Origin of the sequence: Rhizobium terrae (assembly GCF_003425685.1) — a bacterium.
Lineage (GTDB): Bacteria > Pseudomonadota > Alphaproteobacteria > Rhizobiales > Rhizobiaceae > Neorhizobium > Neorhizobium terrae.
In genome coordinates, this window is the sequence record NZ_QJKM01000006.1 from 1 (window position 1) to 18,168 (window position 18,168).

Genomic DNA, 18,168 nt, shown 5'->3' on the forward strand with positions numbered 1-18,168 from the left:
CCTTCTTGAACCCATCGGGAATATCCCGCCAGCCGAGGCGGAAGAACGATACTACGCCATGATGGACGTGCCAGCCATGGCCGCATAACTTAAACCAAACGGCCTCCGGTAAAGTCGGGGCGGTTCACCCAAAATCACATCGTCTCAAGGACCTGCGTCGTCGGGCCGAAGAGATTGAACCCCGCTTGATAGAGGCCTGGCCACGAAACACCCGGTTCGCGCGCCGTTCTTTCGAGAGGCTCGAGCGCGCCTACGTCGAAGCGCGATATTCGCCAAAATTCGAGATCAAGGAGGAAGAACTCGCCTGGTTGGTGGAGCGGATCAAGGTCCTGCAACAATTGGTCAAGACCGCATGCTTGGAGCGGTTGGCATAATAGTCGGAACTCCATCGAATGATAACTACGGGCTTGGATTCGGGCTCAAACGTAAGCAGCGTCCAGGTCGCACCCAAGCCGAAATGCTTTATGTGGTTGGGTTTGTTCTGATGGGGCTATTTCTTTTGAAATCCATATCGACCGCAAGGATCAGATTACGCCCTCCCAGCAAATGCCGCTCGACGCGAGCGTCTTGGTCGCAAAAGTCTTTATTACACGGCTCATACCAACAGATTGCTGCCAAGCCTCTCACGATGTGCCGGATGCCGATGCGATACGGCCGCTTTGACCGGCGCCGACGGCTTTGATTCCCGTTGGCATCATCGTCCTCATCCTTATTTCCAGAATTTGATAGGCCGTCGTGAGCTTCTGGCGTTGCTCGGCAATGGATGTCTTACGGCTCTCACCAAATTTGCGGCCGACTGTTTGGTGCACCACGATCTCAACGTCCCGACGCCCATCAAGCGATGAGAAGCGGGCAAGGGGAAAGGCCGGGCTGCAGCAGTCGAGCCTCTTTCTCGATTAGTCAGTATCGGCCCGGACGTCCGATCAGATCTGTGCCGCTCTCAATCCCGGCATTTCCTAGATGCCTATTCCATCAAAGCCGAGTCAATACGGCTGGCCAATGTGTTTGTTCGGCGCTCTGGTCCGGATCGCTGTTTCGGAGTGTGGCGATGTAGCCGAAGAGGGCCGGCGGGTGCTCTATTTAATTCTGTTCTGCAGCTGCTGGGCGGCGTTGGGGATCGACGATGTGGCCCGCGGCGTGGCTGTCGCTGCTTCATTCTGCAGGAATGAAGCGATCTCGTTCAGCAGCTTGGACTCGGTTGCCGCGTAGGCGGGATCGCCTGCGAGATTCATGATTTCCTGGGGGTCGGCCTGAAGATCGAACAGCTCCCTCTGGCTCAAGCGGTCGCTGGTGTAGAGCGTAAGCTTATAGCATTGGGTGCGCGTCATGGTCGCCTGCATCGCCGGGTCCCAGAAGATGCCACCGTCGTTGACGCCGGAATTGCGGTAGGTGCAGATCGCGCTGCTGCGCCTTGCTGCGTTTTGCGATGCCATGGTGACAAGATCTTCGCTCTGGGGGCATGAGTGGGTATGGAGCCCCGCCGCCGAAAGGCATGTGGCCGCCACGTCGCGGCCTTGTGCAAGGGCGGTGCATCTTGTGCCCGCGGCGATGTGGCCGGGCCAGCGCAACAGCAGCGGCACCCCGACCGTCGGCTCATAGAGCGCCACGCCTTTGACGAAGAGCCCGTGGTCTCCAAGCTGGTCGCCGTGATCGGATATGAAGATCACCAGCGTATCCTCGGTCAGTCCCGCATCGTCCAATGCCGTCAGGACGCGGCCGATTTGCTCATCGAGGAAGGCGATGGAGGCGGCATAACCAAAACGGATCTTGCGGATTTCCTCAGGCGAGAAATCAGCGAAGCGTCCGAGATAAGAACCCTGCTGCTCGCGCCGGACGCATTCGGGCTGGGGTGTGCGCGAGACGATCGGCTCTGGTATTTTTACCTGTTCGATGCGATCCCGCAACGTCAGGGGGTAGTCCTCATAAGGGTCGTGGGGATCGAAGAGGCTCATCAGGCAGAAGAAAGGCTGCTTTTCCGCCTTCATCGCCCGGATGAAGTCGATTGTCCGGTCCGCCGCCCATTTGCTCATATGCACGGCTTCGGGATGATGAAGCTCCTTTCGGCCGTTACTCCGAAGGGCGGCGAGGAAGTCCGGAGCAGTCTGACGAAGCCAGGCCGCATAACCGTTGAAGGGGCTGTGCATCGAAACCGATGGCTCCAGGCACCATTCGTAGATGTCGAAACCGTCATGCGGATGCCGCTCTTGTTCTTCCCGGACGCGGCTGCTGACATGCAGCTTGCCGAAAAGCGCGGTCCGGTAGCCGGCTTCCTGCCGCAGCCGTTCGGGGAACAACGTTTCGTCCGGAGGGAGGTTGTCATGCACCCGTTTCACCGCATGGCCCGGCACGGGCTTGCCGGTGAAGATGCTGGCGCGTGAAGGAGTGCAGATCGGATTGTCGGCCGTGCAGTGTTCGAACACTGTTCCGGCTTTGCCCAACCGGTCGAGATTGGGGGTTGGGATCCAGTCGCAGCCGTAGACGCCGAGCGTATCCCGGCGCTGCTGGTCCGTCATGATCATCAGGATGTTGGGTCGTTTCACGATGCCTGCTCCACGATCACGGCATGATTTCGGGAAGGGCGGCTTTGGCTTTCTCACGGAGCTCCGGAACGACCGCGGGGTCGATCCAGCGATACGGTCGACGCAGGCGGGTGCCGATGTCCGCCCATCCCCCGATCGCAGCCAGCAGCTTGTCCAGCGCTGCATTGGAGTAGCTTTGTGTCTTGGCGAAGGGCGCTACGTGGTCATCCAGAAAGATTCGCAGCCGTTGCTCTATGCCGAGCGCCTGGTTGAGGCTGTCGGCCATGGATGCAGTCCATCGCTGTGCCCCGGACGGGCTGAGACAGGCAACGTTCGAGAACGCCCCGACCGCGACGCCCTGTTCGACGCCCGTCGCAAGATGATGCCCAGGGACATAGATTCCCCAAGGTCCGAGGTGCTGGCGGGCCTGCTCGTACCAAACGGAATCTCCATCTGCGAGCTTCACGCCGACAACCTGAGGGACGGATTTGAGGAGGACCGCCAGTTCGGCCGGCGCAAAGACGCGCTTGGCATGCGGCGGATGGTAAAGAACCAGCGGCACGGGACCGGCTGCCTCTGCGGCCATCGTCAGGAAATCCGTTGCTTCTGGGATCGTCACCGGCCACCAGTCCGGGAGGATCACCTGGATCGCCTCCGGCCCCAGCCCTGCCGCCCGGCGCCCCCGTTCCAGGGATATGCGGGGATCGGGCTGGCAGGCGCCGATCACGAAAGGCATTTGCGCGGCTCTGCAGCGATCTGCAAGCAGTTGCTGGATTGCGTCGAATTCCGCCTCCGTCTGATTGTGGAACTCGCCGGCCGTGCCGTTGGAATAGATGCCATCCACCCCTGCGGCGATCAGTCGATCTATCTCATCGGCGAGCCGGGAAAAATCGATCGAATCGTCATCATTGATCGGCAGCAACAACGTTGCCCAATTTCCCCGGATATGCCCCCAGCGGCCATCCCGCCTTTCGAACTTTGTAGTTGCCAATAACTGCCTCCCTTTGTGTGCATCTAGGCCCTGCGCGGCACTGCCGGCGACAGGCGGTTTTTCCGCTCAGATCCAATTCTTCATTTATAGACTTGCTAGATATCCTACAAGTCGATATATCCAAATCAATTGGAAGCAGAAATGCGCAAGGAGTCATTCTTGGCCAAGCCGATCAAGCCGTTGGAGCGTCCGCCGCTCCTGCATGTCAGCGTGCAGGAGAGCTTGCGCAGCTATATCGAAGACAACGACTTGACGGCTGGTGCGGCCCTGCCGCCGGAAACATTCCTGGCCCAGCAGTTGGGAGTCGGGCGCAATTCGGTACGCGAAGCGATCAAGGCGCTGGAATCGGTCGGCATTCTCGAAACGCGGCGCGGCATCGGCGTTTTCGTCAAGGAATTCTCGTTTGCGCCGCTCCTGGACAATCTGGCTTATGGGCTGCAGGCGTCATTGCGCGATGTGGAGGAACTCCTGGAAATACGCCGGGTGCTGGAAGCCGGTCTCATCGAGAAGACCATTGCGATGATCGATGATGAGGATGTGGCCGAGTTGCGGCGGCTCACGGACCGCATGCGTCAGCGCGCCGAACGGGGCGAAAGCTTTGCCGAGGAGGACCAGCAGTTTCATCAGCTTCTGTTTCGCTGTCAAAACAACAAGATGCTGAGCGCGCTGATCGATATCTTCTGGTCTGCCTTTTACAAGGCTTCCGGCTTCGCGAACCTGGCCAGCCCGACCCCCTTGGCCACCTGGCGCGATCACCATGAGATCGCCGAGGCCGTTGCGGCGAGAGATGTCGAGGCCGCCCGCAGGCGTCTGAGCGACCACTATTCGGGAATCGGGAGGGTCATTGCGAAGAACCGGCCGGAGGAGGTCGAGCCGCTCTCGCAATAGACCAAGAAACACAAAGAGGAGGAGAACATGCATCGACGGAATTTCGGCCGCCTTCTGGCGGCGGGTACCCTGTTTCTTGCTGCCACCGCAATGATGCCGGTGCCGGCCATGGCGCAGGCGGGCAAGACCATTGTCGGCGGCTTCGATGTAGGCCCCGGCGGTTTTCAGGGTAATTTCAATCCACTGACGGCCACGGCCGGCTTCACATGGCTCAATACCTACTTCGAGCCACTGGTCATCTACACGTCCGACCTGTCGAAGCTTACCGGTGCGCTGGCTTCCGAGTTCACTGTCGGCCAGGACAATCTGACCTACACATTCAAGTTGGTCCAGACGAATTGGCACGACGGCAAGCCCTTCACCTCGGCGGACGTCAAATTCACCCTGGAACTCGCCAAGAATGCCGAGAGCGGCAGCATCTTTGCCGCGCGGCTTGGCGATATCGCATCGGTCGAGACGCTGGATGAACGCACGGCGGTCGTCAAGCTCAGCAAGCCGAACTCGGCATTCCTCTCCGTCCTGTCGCAGGTGATGATGCTGCCCCGGCACGCGCTGTCGCCCGTGCCCCTCAAGGAAGTCGCCAAGAGCCAATGGTGGTCGACGCAGCCGATCGGGACGGGACCGTTCAAGTTCGTGAAATATGTCAGCGATCAATATGTCGAGATGGCCGCCTATGAGGGTTATCGGGGCGGCAAGCCGAAAGCGGATCGCCTGATCAACCGCTATTTCGCAAATGCTGCCGCAGCTGTCGCCGCGCTGAGGGCTGGAGAAATCCAGTTCACCTTCGCCGAGCCCGACGATGCCAAGACCTTCAAAGGCAACGGCAATTTCCGGATCATCGAAGGCGACTCCTATGTGGTGAATTACATAGGCTTCAACCACAGGGCCGGGATTTGGAACGATCCGCGCGTCCGTCAGGCGGTCATGTATGCCATCGACCGAAACGCCATCGTGTCGAGCCTATATGGGGGTGCGGCCAAGCTCGCCAATTGCGGTTATGTCGCCCCGCAGCTCCTCCCGAAGGGGCTGAGCGATTACGCCTATAATCCGCAGAAAGCGAAAGACCTGCTGGCCGAGGCGGGCTGGGACAAGATCAATGGCGACAAGCCGATTCCGTGGCTGACCTACTACAACACGCCGCAGGTCGCCAATGTCATGGCCGCGATCCAGGCCATGCTGGTGCAGGTCGGCATCAACGTGGTTCCGCGCGCGCTCGACGTCCCGACCTATAACGGGATCGCGCGGAGCGAAAAGTGGCCGGATTTCCCGCTGGTCTATGCGGGACTGCAGAACGGGCCCAACCCGGCATCGCTCAACATTGGATTGAATGCCGCTCAGATACCGCCGGCGGGCAACAATATCATGCGTGTCGAAATGCCTGCGCTCACGCAGGCACTGAATACGGCAATGGGGGAAACCGATCCGGCCAAGGCGGATGCCAAGTGGCAGCAGGTCTGCAAGGAAATGAATGCCCAGCTTCCCTGGGGACCGATGTGGGTTGCGAGCCGTTATGGGGTCGTCTCCGGCAAGCTCAGGGACTTCTTCTGGACACCGGCTCCGGCCGGCGGCCCGTTCGTTTCCCATCCGGAGAAGTGGGATATCGCTCCCTGAGGCACGGGTGAGCCGGGATGCGGCCGGACGATCAGTTCCGGCCGCGTCTTCCGCGAACCCTGTTGGTGAAACATGCTGCACTACATTCTTCGCCGTACCGCTGTCGGCCTGTTGATGCTGCTGGCTTTAACGGTTCTGATCTTCACGCTGCTGCGGCTCACGCCCGGCGATCCGATCGATGCCTATGTCAATCCGTCGGTGCCGATGTCGGCCGCCGACCTGGAGATGCTCCGCACGCGCCTCGGCCTTGATCAGCCTCTGCCGGTACAATATTTCGCTTGGCTCGGTGCGGCTTTGACGGGCGATTTCGGCTATTCCATCCAATATAACGGCGAAGCTGTCCTGCCGCTCGTCCTCAGCCGCATCGGGCCGACCATCCTGCTGATGTTCAGCGCGCTCGCCATCTCGGTCGTCATTGGGATTGCGACCGGCATTTTTGCGGCGGTCCGGCGCAACCGGTTCGCCGACCTTTCGCTTTCGACGGCTGCTTTTGTCGGGATTTCGAGCCCTGCCTTTCTGACGGCCCTGCTGGGTCTCTATGTCTTCGCGGTCATCCTGCGGTGGGTGCCGGCCGGCGGCATGCTGACGCCGGGCGCTCCCTTTTCCATCGGCGACCTGCTGGCGCACCTCATCCTGCCAGCCACGCTGCTGTCGATAGGCCATGGCGCGCTGATCATGCGCTATATGCGTTCCTCCCTGCTCGAAGTGCTGTCGCAGGACTATGTGCGCACGGCGCGCGCCAAGGGCGTCCGCGAATTCTGGGTCATCGTCAAACATGCGGTACGCAACGCGCTTCTGCCGGTAATCACGCTGATCGGATCGACGATCGGCATCGCCATCGGCGGCGCGATCTTCATCGAAAGCGTGTTCGACTGGCCCGGCATGGGCCTTCTGATGATCAATGCCGTGGCCCGGCGCGATTATCCCGTCATCATGTGCGCGACGCTGCTGACCGGCGCCTGTGTCATCCTCGTCAATCTGTTGACCGACATCGCCTACGCCGCTGTCGATCCGCGAATCAAGGTGGCGTGAGATGGCGGCTCTGGCGCATAACCGCTCGGCCGGTCCCATCCGCCGCGCACTATCCCGCTTTTTCGAAAACGGCGCGGCCGTGGCCGGTCTGGCCATCCTGGTTCCGATCCTGCTGCTTACGCTCACTTACGATCTCTGGTGGCCTTATAGGCCCAACGACATCGATCTCCTGGCGATGAACCGGGGGCCGTCACCGACACACTGGCTCGGCAGTGATGGCGTGGGACGGGATATCATGGCGCGGCTGCTGCAGGGCGGACGGACTTCGCTTCTGGTGGCGACCGTATCGATGGCGATCTCCACGTTCATCGGCTTCTTCATCGGAGCCATCGCCGGTTTTGCCGGGCGTCTCGTCGATGGCGTCACGATGCGCTTCGTGGATCTGGCCATGACCTTGCCGCCGGTCATTTTCCTCCTCGTGCTCGCCTCGATCGTCGGCAGCGGCATAATGCCGACGATCTTCGTGATTTCGCTGCTGTCCTGGCCGGTTCTCTCGCGCATGGTGAGGGCCAGGCTACTGGAACTGCGCGAGCGCGATTTCGTCGTCGCTTCCCGCGGCATGGGCGCGGGCCTCTGGCATCTGCTGATCCGGCACGGCCTGCCCAATACGATCGATATCCTCGTCGTCTACGCCACGCTGCAGGTGGCGAGCGGCATCCTGCTGGAGGCGGGCCTCTCATTTCTCGGCCTCGGTGTCACGCCTCCGGAAGCGAGCTGGGGCAACATGCTGAATGCTGCCCGGGCGACGCATGTGCTCGAAAACTATCCCTGGCAATGGATGTTTCCCGGCGGAGCGCTCGTCGTGACCGTTCTCGCCATCAACTTCGTGGGCGACGGGCTTCGCGATGCCTTCGACCCACGCTCCGAACTCAAGTGAAAGGTCGCACATGCCCCTGTTTACCGGCGTCATCCCACCCGTCGTCACCCCGCTCACCACTGCCTTCGAGGTGGACTACCCTTCCTTCACGCGCGTCATCGACCACCTGCTGGATGGCGGAGTGCACGGCCTATTCGTGCTTGGCTCGACCAGCGAGGTCGTGTTCCACGACGAAGCCACGCGGCGCCGCATCATCGAACATGCGGTGAAGCAGGTTCGTGGCCGCGTCCCGATCCTTGTCGGTGTGATCGATCCGACGACGGAACGCGTGATTGCCCATGCAAAGGCGGCGCAATCGGCAGGCGCCGACGCCATCGTTGTGACCGCACCGTTTTACGCACGCACAAATCAATCCGAGACGATCGACCACTTTCGTTACATCCGGGAGGCCGTCGACATCCCTGTCATCGCCTACGATATCCCTGTCTGCGTCCACATCAAGCTCGAACGCCGCACCACCGTCACGCTCGCCCGCGAGGGCACGATCATCGGCGTCAAGGATTCAAGCGGCGACGACGGCAATCTTCGTTATGTCATGGCCGATACTGCCGATCTGCCGGATTTTTTCGTCATGACCGGATCCGAGATCGTTGCCGACAGCGTCGTCAACATGGGCGCCCACGGCATCGTGCCCGGCCTCGGCAACGTCGATCCGCATGGCTATGTGCGCCTCTGGGATTTCTGCCAGGCGGGCGATTTCGCCGCCGCTCGCCGAGAGCAGGAGCGGCTTTGCCGGCTTTTCGAGATGGTCTGGGTGAGCCTTCCGCGGACCAGCGCGGGTTCTGCCGGAGTAGGCGCCTTCAAGACCGCCATGCGCAGGCTCGGCGTGATCGACACCAATATCATGGCCCGCCCGCAGCGATCCCTCAATGACGAAGAGGCGGCGGTCATCGATGGCATCCTGCGTCAAACCGGCCTTCTGGATTGACGATGAGCGCAGAGCCGATCCTCGACATTTCCGGATTGACGACGGTGTTCCGCATCGGCGATCGGGAGATCGCTGCCGTCCGCGACCTCAGTCTCAGCGTGGCGACGGGAGAAACCGTGGCGCTGGTCGGCGAGTCCGGCTCGGGAAAATCGGTGACCAGTCTGTCGATCATGGGCCTCCTGCCGCGCGGTATCGGCCGCATCGCCGCGGGGACGCTTCGTCTCAGGCGAAAATCGGGAGAGACTGTCGAACTGCAGAACATCGGCGGCGAGGCGCTGCGCCGCGTACGCGGCAATGATATCGGCATGGTGTTTCAGGAGCCGCTGACCAGCCTCAATCCGGTCTACACCATCGGCGAACAGATTGCCGAACCGATCCGTATCCATCTCGGCAAATCCCATCGGGAAGCCCTGTCGGATGCCATCGAGCGACTGGAGGACGTCGGCATTCCCGATCCTAGCCGGCGCGCCGGGCAGTATCCGCATGAATTGTCCGGCGGCATGCGGCAGCGGGCGACCATCGCCATGGCTCTGGCCTGCAACCCGACCCTTCTCATCGCCGACGAGCCGACGACGGCCCTCGACGTCACCATTCAGGCGCAGATCCTCGATCTGCTCGGACGGCTGCAGAAGGAGCGCGGCATGGGCATGTTGTTCGTCACCCATAATCTCGGCGTCGTCGCCGAGATCGCCGATCGCGTCGTCGTCATGTATGCCGGCTCGGTGGTCGAGATCGGCAGCGTGGCGCGGGTTTTCTCCCGCCCGCGCCATCCTTACACCCAGGGGCTGATGCGTTCGGTGCCGCGGCTCGGAACGGCGACGCTTCTCAAGGAGGCGGGAACGCCGTTGCCGACCATCGCGGGGTCGGTCCCGAGCCTCATGAACCTGCCGCAGGGCTGTCCGTTCGCACCCCGATGTCCCCATCGGCTAGAGGCTTGCGAGCAAGCCTATCCGCCGCTTGCCGACGCTGGCGAGGACCAGTTCAGCCGTTGCATCCGCTGGCAGGAGATCTGACCCATGTCACACAAATTTTTTCTTGAGGTCAGCGAGCTCGGAAAGGACTTCGCTCCGGTGGCGTTCGGGCGCGGACCGGTTGTGCGCGCCGTCCAGAACGTCTCGTTCAACATCAGGCGCGGTGAGGTCGTCGGTCTTGTCGGCGAATCCGGCAGCGGCAAGACCACCATCGGCCGCATGGTGGCGCAGCTGATCGAACCCACCTCCGGCAGCATCCGTTTTGACGGCGTCGAGACGACGAGCCTGACGCGTCGCGAGCTCCGCCGCATGCATGCGCGCGTTCAATACATTTTCCAGGACCCCTTCGCCAGCCTGTCGCCACGCATGACGATCGGCGAAATCCTCGTGGAAGGGCTGGATATCCAGCGGATCGGCAGCAAATCCGAGCGGGTCGCGAAGGCCGCCCAGGCGCTCGCGTCGGTGGACCTCCCGCCCGATGCGATTTCCCGCTATCCGCACGAATTTTCCGGCGGCCAGCGCCAGCGCATCGGCATCGCGCGAGCTCTGACGCTGGCGCCCGAGCTGATCGTCGCCGACGAGCCGGTATCGGCTCTCGACGTCTCGATCCAGGCCCAGATCGTCAACCTGCTGCGCGACCTGCAGATGCGGCTCGGCCTGACCATGCTGTTCATCGCGCATGATCTTGCGGTGGTCGAATATGTCGCCGATACGGTGATCGTGCTCTATCTCGGGCGCATCATGGAAATGGCGCCGAGCCGCGAGCTCTATGCCAGCCCCCAACACCCTTATACGCGCGCCCTGCTTTCGGCCGTTCCGTCGCCAGATCCCTCCCGGCACACCGCCCGGCAGATCCTCAAGGGGGATATCCCGAGCCCGGCGAACCCTCCCAGCGGCTGTGTTTTCCGTACGCGCTGCCCAGTCGCGATCGAGGCCTGTGCGGGCGCCGTGCCGGCGCTTCGGGAAGGGGCAAAAGGGCATTTCAAGGCATGCATTCGCGACGATCTCGATTGATCCGACACAACAGAAAGGCTCTCCACCATGGAGAGCGTCTCCCTTGTGGGCTTCGATCAGCTTCGGCGGGCTGCCTCCTCGCCGACATAGATGAGCTTGCCCGGCTAAATTCACTGGCACGCCAGCCTCTCGGCATGTCCTCCGAGTCCACCAACCAATTGCTACGCAAGCCCACTTAATCAGAAAATATTCGCTTTACCGACGCACGGGAACTCGCACATTTCACGAGCCGCTCTAAATAGAGCTGCGGCCTATCTTGTTTCTGTCCAACCCGCGCGGGCCTCACCCGCGATCCGCAGGAAGTTTCTGTCATGTCCTTGAAAAAACAGCTCTTGGGAATTGCTCTGGCGCTCGGCGTTTCCGCCACGATGGCCCAGGCGCAGGTCGTCGTCTCCTCGAAGATCGATACGGAAGGCGGCGTCATCGGCAATATCATCCTCGCCATGCTGAAGGCGAACAATATTCAGGCCACGGATCGCATTCAGCTGGGCGCTACGCCCGTCGTGCGCAAGGCGATCACGGCCGGCGAGATCGACATCTATCCGGAATATACCGGCAACGGCGCCTTCTTCTTCGAAAAAGGTGACGACCCGGCCTGGAAGGATCCGAAAAAAGCCTACGAAACAGTCAAGAAGCTCGACTACGATGCCAACAAGATCGTCTGGCTGACGCCGTCTTCCGCCAACAACACCTGGGCGATCGCGGTCCGCAAGGACGTTGCCGATGCCGCCAAGCTGAAGACGCTGAGCGATCTCGGCAAGTATGTCGCGGGCGGCGGCAAGATCGTGCTTGCGGCCTCTTCCGAATTCGTCAATTCGGCGGCCGCGCTGCCGGCCTTCCAGACCACCTATGGCTTCAAGCTGAAACCGGAGCAGCTCATCACGCTCTCGGGCGGCGATACGGCTGCGACGATCGCGGCGGCGGCCAACCAGACCAATGGCGCCAACGCGGCCATGGTGTACGGTACGGACGGCGGCATCGCGCCGTCCGGCCTCGTCGTCCTCGATGACGACAAGGGCGTGCAGCCCGTCTACCAGCCGGCGCCGATCATCCGTGAGGACGTTCTGAAGAAGAACCCGACGATCGAGGCCGTGCTGAAGCCGGTCTTCGAGAAGCTCGATCTCGTGACGCTGCAGGATCTGAATGGCCGTGTCCAGGTGGGCGGCGAGCCTGCCAAGGCGGTGGCTGAGGATTTCCTCAAGAAGAACGGCTTCCTGAAATAATTCCTACACGGTCGGATTTTCGTGCCACTATAGGGCCGGGCACTCGGATTGCCCGGCTTTTTATCCCCTTTCGTCCCTTGGGGCGCACAGGAGGCGGCTTGAGGATCAGGTTCGACAAACTCGGCATCGTGATCGCGCTCATCGCAGCCTGCGGCGTATTTTTTTCCGCCTTCGCCGTGCTGAAGCCCAACCGCATCCTGCAGGGGCAGGCGAAGACGATCCTGGAGGCGTTGCCGGCGTGGGCCGGGTGGGGGCTTCTGGTTCTTCTCGCCGTTGCAACCGCCATCGCGCTTTTCCGCATGTCGCCGTGGCTGAAACTGACTGCCGCAGCCGCAGCGCTTGCGGCATTGACGATCGCGATCGGCTATGCCGCAAGTTTCCTGACGCCGGCCGGAAACAGCTACGCTCGCGTCTCGCCGGCTTCGGGTTTCTGGATATTGCTCTTCGCCTTCGCGCTTCTGGCGGCCGATGCATTGACGCGGCTTCAACCGCCGCCGTGGATGCGTGTCCTGTTCCTCGCCATTACCGGGGGCGGAATTGCCCTCCTGCTGATTTCCGGCAGCTGGGACGGGCTCTCGATCATGAAGGAATATGGAGGCCGCGCCGATGTGTTCTGGATCGAAGCCGGCAAGCACGTGACGCTGGCGCTCGGCTCTCTGTTTGCCGCCGTGCTTGCAGGCCTGCCGCTCGGCATTCTCTGTCATCGGGTGACATGGCTGAGAACCGGCGTCCTCAATACGTTGAACCTCGTCCAGACCATTCCTTCGATCGCGCTGTTCGGCATTCTGATCGGGCCGCTCGCCTGGATCGCTGCGACGGTGCCCGGAGCGGCTGCGCTCGGCATCCGGGGCATTGGTGCTGCTCCGGCCTTCGTGGCGCTTTTCCTTTATTCGCTTCTGCCGGTGGTCGCCAATACGGTGGTGGGGTTGGCGGGCGTACCCCCCGAGGCAAACGACGCCGCCCGCGGCATCGGCATGACCGACCGGCAGCGGCTGTTCCAGGTCGAATTTCCGCTGGCCCTGCCGGTGATCCTGACGGCGATCCGCATCGTGCTGGTACAGAACATCGGCATGGCGACGATCGCGGCATTGATCGGCGGCGGCGGGTTCGGCGTCTTCGTCTTTCAGGGCATCGGTCAGACGGCAATGGACCTCGTGCTGCTGGGTGCCGTACCAACGGTGGCGCTCGCCTTTGCGGCGGCCGTAATGCTCGATGCGCTGATCGAAGCAAATTCCCGCGTTCCAAACGGAGTAAGCGCCGCATGATCGAGATCGACGCCATCACCAAGCGCTATGACGAAAACACCGTCGTGGACAATGTCTCGATGGTTATCGAACCGCGTACCGTCACAGTCGTGGTCGGTACCTCCGGCTCCGGCAAGACGACGCTGCTTCGGATGATCAACCGACTGGTCGAGCCGACCGAGGGGATGATCCGACTGGACGGCGAGGATAACCGCGCCATTCCCGGCCACGAGTTGCGGCGGCGGATCGGTTATGCCATCCAAGGGCACGGGCTCTTTCCGCACCGCACGGTGGCGCAGAATATTGCGACGGTGCCGGGCTTGCTCGGCTGGGAGAAATCGCGCATAGACGCCAAGGTCGAGGAACTGCTGACGCTTTTTCAACTCGACGCAAAGACTTTCGGCCCCCGTTATCCGCACGAACTGTCCGGCGGACAGCAGCAACGTGTCGGAGTTGCCCGGGCGCTGGCAGCCGAACCGAACGTGCTCCTGATGGACGAGCCATTCGGCGCGCTCGATCCGATCATCCGCGCCAAGGCTCAAGAGGATCTGCTGGCGATCCAAAGGCATTTCGGCACGACCATCGTGCTCGTCACGCATGACATGAACGAAGCCTTCCATCTGGCTGACAAGATTGCGGTCATGGACAAGGGTAGGGTGCTGCAATACGGGCCGCCGGTGGAACTCGTGCGCGCCCCCGCGGCGCCTTTCGTCGAGACGCTGATCGGCGACACGGAACGGCCCTTCCGGCTGCTGGCGATTGCCAAAGCCGGCGCCGCCGCCGAACCGGGGGATGCGGATGGCGAACCCATCCACGAGGACCGCAGCCAGCAGGAGGCGCTTGCGGATCTTCTATGGAGCGGCCGCAACGCTCTGCCGGTCATCTCGGCGACGGGGGTTCCGATGGGACGCGTGACCCTTGAGGCTCTTTTGAAGCATGCGGCGAGGCCGCAATGAAAGCCTGGATGCCGGTCATCCTGCGCGGCCTGCTCCTGGTACTGCTGGTCGCCTTCCTGCTGTCGCCGGGAAGTTTCGAGCCGCTGCTCAAACCTCTGGTGCAGCAGAACGCGCCTGCCATCTACAACCAGGGAAGCCTGCTCGATCTGACGCTGCAGCACTTACGGACGGTCTTTGCGGCAACGCTTGCCGCAACGATCATCGCCATCATGCTGGCAATCCTCGTCACCCGGCCATTCGGGGCGGAGTTCCTGCCGCTGTCCCGCAGCCTCGTGAATATCGGTCAGACATTTCCGCCGGTCGCCGTGCTGGCTCTGGCGGTGCCGGCCGTCGGGTTCGGGGAGAAACCGACGCTGATCGCGCTGTTTCTCTACGGTCTGCTGCCTATTTTCGAGAACACCTTGACGGCGCTGACCAACCTGCCGCGCTCGGTCATGGAGGCTGCGCGGGGAGCCGGGATGACCGACCTCCAGCGGCTCATGAAGGTCGAGTTGCCGCTTTCCCTGCCGGTCATGGTCGCCGGCATCCGGCTTTCGGTCACTATCAGCCTGGCGACGGCGACGATCGGTTCTACGGTGGCGGCGAAAACACTGGGCGAAGTGATCATCGCCGGGCTGCAGTCGAACAACCTTGCCTTCATTCTGCAAGGCGGGCTGATCGTCGGAGTGCTGGCAGTGCTGATCTATGACGGGCTTTCGGCCATCGAAAGGCTGCTCACGCGCCGCCTTGGCATAACCTGACCTTGCTGCCGAGCAAGACCTGGCGAAAAACCGCCGACACCTTCTTGAGATTATTTCAGCCGTGGCTTGAATCGGTCGGCACGACCGGTTCCGCATCCTGTTTCAGGTTGCCGCGGTGGAAGATGAACAGGCCGGCGATGACGATGATGCCGGCGCCGATCAGCGTCTGCGCGTCCGGGAGATCGCCGAAGAACAGCCAGCCCAGCACGACGGCCCAGATGAGCAGCGTGTATTGCAGCGGTGCGAGAACCGAGGCGGGCGCAAGCTTTAGCGAGCGGGTGATCAGCAGATGCGCGATGCAGGCGACGATGCCGAGCAGCAGCAGCGCCAGCAACTGGCCGAAATTGAACGGGCTCCAATGGCCGATGCTTAGAACAATACCCGCGATGAGGCCCGCGATCGTCTGCCAGGTGACCAGCGTCACATCCGAGGTGGCGCGCAGCCAGCGGTTCAGAACCAAGGTCAGCGCGAAGGAGAAGCTGCCGATGAGGCCGAAGATCGATGGCCAGGACAACATTTCGGAGGAGGGGCGCAGCGCAATCACGACACCGGCGAAACCGATCAGCACGGCCAGCCAGCGGCGCCAGCCGATCCGCTCGCCGAGCAGGAAATGCGACAGCGCCGCCACATAGATCGGTCCCGCCATGTAAAACGTCATGACGTCGGCAAGCGGCAGGTAGGTGACGGCGGCATAGAAAAGCGCCAGGTCGCCGGTGGCGAAGACGACGCGCATCACCTGCAATGCCGGCCTTTCCACTTTGTAGAGGGCGGAAACCGGCTGGCGGACCAGCATCGGGCCGAGGATGAAAAAGGCGCCGAAGGAGCGGATGACCAGAACCTGGCCGACCGAGAAACTGGCGACCAGCCATTTGCCCATGGCGTCGTTCAGCGAGAACATGAAATCGCCGAGCAGCATCAGCAAGACGCCGATCAACACCGCATTGCCGCCTGCCGCGTAAGCTGCTCTTTTGGTCATGATGTTCGAGTGCTCCTGGCGACAAGTATTTGAAAGCTGGGGCTTACCCCGCGAGCCGGCCGCCTTGCAAGGGTTTTGGCGCACCGGTGGTTGTCGGGAAGCTGATCGGCATGCCGCGCAGAACGCGAACCGCAAGGAAAGCGAAGCATTCGGCCTCCACTGCATCGCCGCGCCAGCCGAACTGGTCGGCGGAAACGGCGGTGACGCCGGCACGGCTTTCGAGCATCGACATGATCGTCGGATTGTGCCGGCCGCCGCCGCTGACGATCAACCGCTTCGGACGGTGCGGCAGCATGTCGAGCGCCTTGCCGACGGCAGAGGCGGTGAAAGCGGAAAGCGTGGCGGCACCCGTTGCATCGTCAAGGCCGTCCGCCATGGCGGCGGTGAAATCGAAACGGTCGAGCGATTTTGGATAGGGCGCGGTGAGATAGGGGTGCTCGAGCAACTTGGCGAGGCGTTCCTCGTCCACCTTGCCGGAGGCGCCGAGTGCGCCCCCCCGGTCCATGTCGCCCAGGCTGCGGGCCTTCATGAAATCGTTCAGCGGCGCATTGGCGGGGCCGGTATCGAAGGCGATGACGAGGTCCTTGCCGTCCCACCAGGTGATGTTGGCAACGCCACCGAGATTGAGAACGGCGGTATCGCCGGACGTATCGAGGCCACGAAGCAGGGCCGCGTGATAGGCGGCAGCAAGCGGGGCGCCCTGGCCGCCGGCGCGGACATCCGCCGAGCGGAAATCATAGGCGACCTTGCAGCCGAGGATCGAGGCCATCAGCGCGCCGTCGCCGAGCTGACGGGTGGCACCGATGCGCTCCTTTGTCGGGGCGCGGTGCAATACGCTCTGGCCGTGGAAACCGACGATGCCGATATCGGCCATGGCGAGGCCGGCGGTCTCCACCAGTTCCCTAACGGCCTGCGACTGGGCGCGGGTCAATGCTTCCTCGGCTTTCGCGAAGATCGCCGGATCTGCGCCTTCGAAGTTCCACACGCGGGCCTGCTGCAGCGTCTCCTCCAGCAGCGAGCGGATTTCCTGCGGATAGGGGGCGAGCGTGTAGGCGCCGAACGTCTCGATCGTCTCGCCGTCCGTTTTCAGGAGCGCAACGTCGATATTGCCGTCGAGAACCGTTCCGGTCATCAGGCCAACGGCCCAGATTGGCTGCATAGTCCAGCTCCTCTCAAGACTGATAGGCGAGATCGCCGACCGCTTGCCGCAGGGCAAGGATGCCGCTGTCGAAATGGCGGGTCGGATGAACGCGGTTGGTGAGTAGGGTGACCGCGCGGCCCCTCTTGAAATCGATCAGCAGGCTGACGCCGGTGAAGCCGGTATGGCCGATCGTGTTACCGCTGCATTGGCTGCCGCCCCACCAGTCGGCGAAGGGATGCTCCCAGCCATGGGTGCGGCGGTTGGAGAGCGGCGTCTGCATCAGCTTCAGGGCGTTCGCGGAAGCGCCGGTGCCGTCGAGAAGGCCTGTTGCGAAGTCGAGAACCGAGGTCACCGTACCGAACAGGCCGGCATGGCCGGAACCCTGAAGCGCGTAGCAATTCTCATCATGCACTTCGCCGGATATGACGCGGTGGCGGAAGGCACAGTTTTCCGTCGCGGCGGTGTTTTGCGGATCGGCGGACCAGGAGAAGCCTTTGCCGGGATCGAGTTCTCGGACGGTCTTCACTTTCGCAAGCCGTTCCAGCACGAAGCCGAGCAGGATGAAGTTGATATCAGAGTAGACCGGCGGGCCGGCACGCCATTCGCGCTGCAGGATGAAGGCGCGCAGCAGGTCAGGGTCGCGGTCATAGGTGTAGATAGGTTCAACACCGGGGAAGGGCGTCTGGTGGCCGAGGCACTGGCGGAAGGTGATTTTCCGCTCCCAGGCGTCGGCATTGTACTGGCGGAAATCTGGCAGGTGCGTGATGATCGGCGCGTCGAGATCGATAACGCCCTCGTCCACCAACTTGAGGATGCGTGTCGTGGTGAAGATGACCTTGGTCAGCGAGGCTAGGTCGAACCAAGTATCAGGCGTCATCGGTCGTTCGGCCGGGACGATCTGAGCCGCGCCCATAGCGCGGGTCATGCGGCCATGGTTCAGATCAACCATGCCCAGAATGCCGCCGGGGATGCGCTTAGCGGTGATCGCCTCTTCCAACGGTTTGAAGGTGCGGTCGAAGACGGCGGTCAATTCGGCGTCTGCGGTCTGGTCTTCCAT

Annotated in this window: 17 protein-coding genes; 11 read left to right on the plus strand and 6 right to left on the minus strand. The window is 62.2% G+C overall.

The window, feature by feature from the left end; translation table 11 throughout:
- Positions 1 to 623: 623 nt before the first annotated feature.
- The 3 genes from DMO26_RS33665 to DMO26_RS12110 form a co-directional block, all read right to left on the minus strand.
- Positions 624 to 812, minus strand: a complete 189-nt coding sequence (locus tag DMO26_RS33665) for a hypothetical protein (protein WP_162894853.1) — start codon at positions 810 to 812, stop codon at positions 624 to 626.
- A gap of 264 nt (positions 813 to 1,076) precedes the next feature.
- Positions 1,077 to 2,540: a sulfatase family protein gene (locus tag DMO26_RS12105; RefSeq protein ID WP_162894855.1), complete on the minus strand. Its 1,464-nt coding sequence runs from the start codon at positions 2,538 to 2,540 to the stop codon at positions 1,077 to 1,079.
- A gap of 16 nt (positions 2,541 to 2,556) precedes the next feature.
- Positions 2,557 to 3,465: a dihydrodipicolinate synthase family protein gene (locus DMO26_RS12110; RefSeq protein ID WP_117192712.1), complete on the minus strand. Its 909-nt coding sequence runs from the start codon at positions 3,463 to 3,465 to the stop codon at positions 2,557 to 2,559.
- 186 nt (positions 3,466 to 3,651) lie between these two features.
- On the opposite strand from DMO26_RS12110, the gene DMO26_RS12115 reads away from it, so the two are divergent.
- The 11 genes from DMO26_RS12115 to DMO26_RS12165 all read left to right on the plus strand — a co-directional run bounded on the left by DMO26_RS12115 (position 3,652) and on the right by DMO26_RS12165 (position 14,994).
- On the plus strand, positions 3,652 to 4,398 hold the full coding sequence (locus DMO26_RS12115; protein WP_117192338.1) for a FadR/GntR family transcriptional regulator: 747 nt from the start codon (positions 3,652 to 3,654) through the stop codon (positions 4,396 to 4,398).
- A 27-nt stretch (positions 4,399 to 4,425) separates the two neighbouring features.
- The gene (locus DMO26_RS12120; protein WP_117192339.1) at positions 4,426 to 6,009 is read left to right on the plus strand and encodes an ABC transporter substrate-binding protein; all 1,584 of its coding nucleotides are present in this window, start codon (positions 4,426 to 4,428) and stop codon (positions 6,007 to 6,009) included.
- Between the two features lie 72 nt (positions 6,010 to 6,081).
- On the plus strand, positions 6,082 to 7,041 hold the full coding sequence (locus DMO26_RS12125; RefSeq protein WP_117192340.1) for an ABC transporter permease: 960 nt from the start codon (positions 6,082 to 6,084) through the stop codon (positions 7,039 to 7,041).
- Position 7,042: 1 nt separating this feature from the next.
- A complete protein-coding gene (locus DMO26_RS12130; protein ID WP_117192341.1) occupies positions 7,043 to 7,918 on the plus strand; it encodes an ABC transporter permease in 876 nt (291 codons plus the stop codon).
- Positions 7,919 to 7,928: 10 nt separating this feature from the next.
- Entirely contained in the window at positions 7,929 to 8,846 is a 918-nt protein-coding gene (locus DMO26_RS12135; protein ID WP_117192342.1) for a dihydrodipicolinate synthase family protein, read from the plus strand.
- Between the two features lie 2 nt (positions 8,847 to 8,848).
- Complete coding sequence (locus tag DMO26_RS12140) at positions 8,849 to 9,859, plus strand: ABC transporter ATP-binding protein (protein WP_117192343.1); 1,011 nt, start codon at positions 8,849 to 8,851, stop codon at positions 9,857 to 9,859.
- A 3-nt stretch (positions 9,860 to 9,862) separates the two neighbouring features.
- The gene (locus DMO26_RS12145) at positions 9,863 to 10,831 is read left to right on the plus strand and encodes an ABC transporter ATP-binding protein (protein WP_117192344.1); all 969 of its coding nucleotides are present in this window, start codon (positions 9,863 to 9,865) and stop codon (positions 10,829 to 10,831) included.
- 311 nt (positions 10,832 to 11,142) lie between these two features.
- On the plus strand, positions 11,143 to 12,054 hold the full coding sequence (gene osmF / locus DMO26_RS12150) for a glycine betaine ABC transporter substrate-binding protein OsmF (protein ID WP_117192345.1): 912 nt from the start codon (positions 11,143 to 11,145) through the stop codon (positions 12,052 to 12,054).
- A 98-nt stretch (positions 12,055 to 12,152) separates the two neighbouring features.
- Complete coding sequence (locus DMO26_RS12155; RefSeq protein ID WP_117192346.1) at positions 12,153 to 13,319, plus strand: ABC transporter permease; 1,167 nt, start codon at positions 12,153 to 12,155, stop codon at positions 13,317 to 13,319.
- A complete protein-coding gene (locus DMO26_RS12160; RefSeq protein ID WP_117192347.1) occupies positions 13,316 to 14,254 on the plus strand; it encodes an ABC transporter ATP-binding protein in 939 nt (312 codons plus the stop codon). The genes DMO26_RS12155 and DMO26_RS12160 overlap by 4 nt, the downstream gene beginning before the upstream one ends.
- Positions 14,251 to 14,994, plus strand: coding sequence for an ABC transporter permease (locus DMO26_RS12165; RefSeq protein WP_117192348.1), 744 nt, complete (start codon positions 14,251 to 14,253; stop codon positions 14,992 to 14,994). Before DMO26_RS12160 ends, DMO26_RS12165 begins: the two co-directional genes overlap by 4 nt.
- A 55-nt stretch (positions 14,995 to 15,049) precedes the next feature.
- Here the strand turns inward: DMO26_RS12165 and DMO26_RS12170 are convergent, their stop codons facing one another.
- Genes DMO26_RS12170 through DMO26_RS12180 form a run of 3 tightly spaced genes read right to left on the minus strand, consistent with a single transcriptional unit; the run spans position 15,050 to position 18,168 of the window.
- The gene (locus DMO26_RS12170; protein WP_117192349.1) at positions 15,050 to 15,970 is read right to left on the minus strand and encodes a DMT family transporter; all 921 of its coding nucleotides are present in this window, start codon (positions 15,968 to 15,970) and stop codon (positions 15,050 to 15,052) included.
- A 43-nt stretch (positions 15,971 to 16,013) separates the two neighbouring features.
- Positions 16,014 to 17,129, minus strand: a complete 1,116-nt coding sequence (locus DMO26_RS12175) for an anhydro-N-acetylmuramic acid kinase (RefSeq protein WP_117192350.1) — start codon at positions 17,127 to 17,129, stop codon at positions 16,014 to 16,016.
- Positions 17,130 to 17,142: 13 nt separating this feature from the next.
- Positions 17,143 to 18,168 (minus strand): serine hydrolase domain-containing protein, encoded by a 1,026-nt coding sequence (locus DMO26_RS12180; RefSeq protein ID WP_404947046.1) that lies wholly within the window; start codon positions 18,166 to 18,168, stop codon positions 17,143 to 17,145.

Excerpts from the sequence above, each read along its gene's own strand:
- DMO26_RS12115 (WP_117192338.1), top strand. The coding sequence starts at position 3,652 with ATGCGCAAGGAGTCATTCTTGGCCAAGCCGATCAAGCCGTTGGAGCGT.
- DMO26_RS12160 (WP_117192347.1), top strand. The coding sequence starts at position 13,316 with ATGATCGAGATCGACGCCATCACCAAGCGCTATGACGAAAACACCGTC.
- DMO26_RS12175 (WP_117192350.1), bottom strand. The coding sequence starts at position 17,129 with ATGCAGCCAATCTGGGCCGTTGGCCTGATGACCGGAACGGTTCTCGAC.
- DMO26_RS12180 (WP_404947046.1), bottom strand. The coding sequence starts at position 18,168 with ATGGAAGACCAGACCGCAGACGCCGAATTGACCGCCGTCTTCGACCGC.
- DMO26_RS12165 (WP_117192348.1), top strand. The coding sequence starts at position 14,251 with ATGAAAGCCTGGATGCCGGTCATCCTGCGCGGCCTGCTCCTGGTACTG.
- DMO26_RS12130 (WP_117192341.1), top strand. The coding sequence starts at position 7,043 with ATGGCGGCTCTGGCGCATAACCGCTCGGCCGGTCCCATCCGCCGCGCA.
- DMO26_RS12125 (WP_117192340.1), top strand. The coding sequence starts at position 6,082 with ATGCTGCACTACATTCTTCGCCGTACCGCTGTCGGCCTGTTGATGCTG.
- osmF (WP_117192345.1), top strand. The coding sequence starts at position 11,143 with ATGTCCTTGAAAAAACAGCTCTTGGGAATTGCTCTGGCGCTCGGCGTT.
- DMO26_RS12120 (WP_117192339.1), top strand. The coding sequence starts at position 4,426 with ATGCATCGACGGAATTTCGGCCGCCTTCTGGCGGCGGGTACCCTGTTT.
- DMO26_RS12140 (WP_117192343.1), top strand. The coding sequence starts at position 8,849 with ATGAGCGCAGAGCCGATCCTCGACATTTCCGGATTGACGACGGTGTTC.
- DMO26_RS12170 (WP_117192349.1), bottom strand. The coding sequence starts at position 15,970 with ATGACCAAAAGAGCAGCTTACGCGGCAGGCGGCAATGCGGTGTTGATC.
- DMO26_RS12135 (WP_117192342.1), top strand. The coding sequence starts at position 7,929 with ATGCCCCTGTTTACCGGCGTCATCCCACCCGTCGTCACCCCGCTCACC.
- DMO26_RS12145 (WP_117192344.1), top strand. The coding sequence starts at position 9,863 with ATGTCACACAAATTTTTTCTTGAGGTCAGCGAGCTCGGAAAGGACTTC.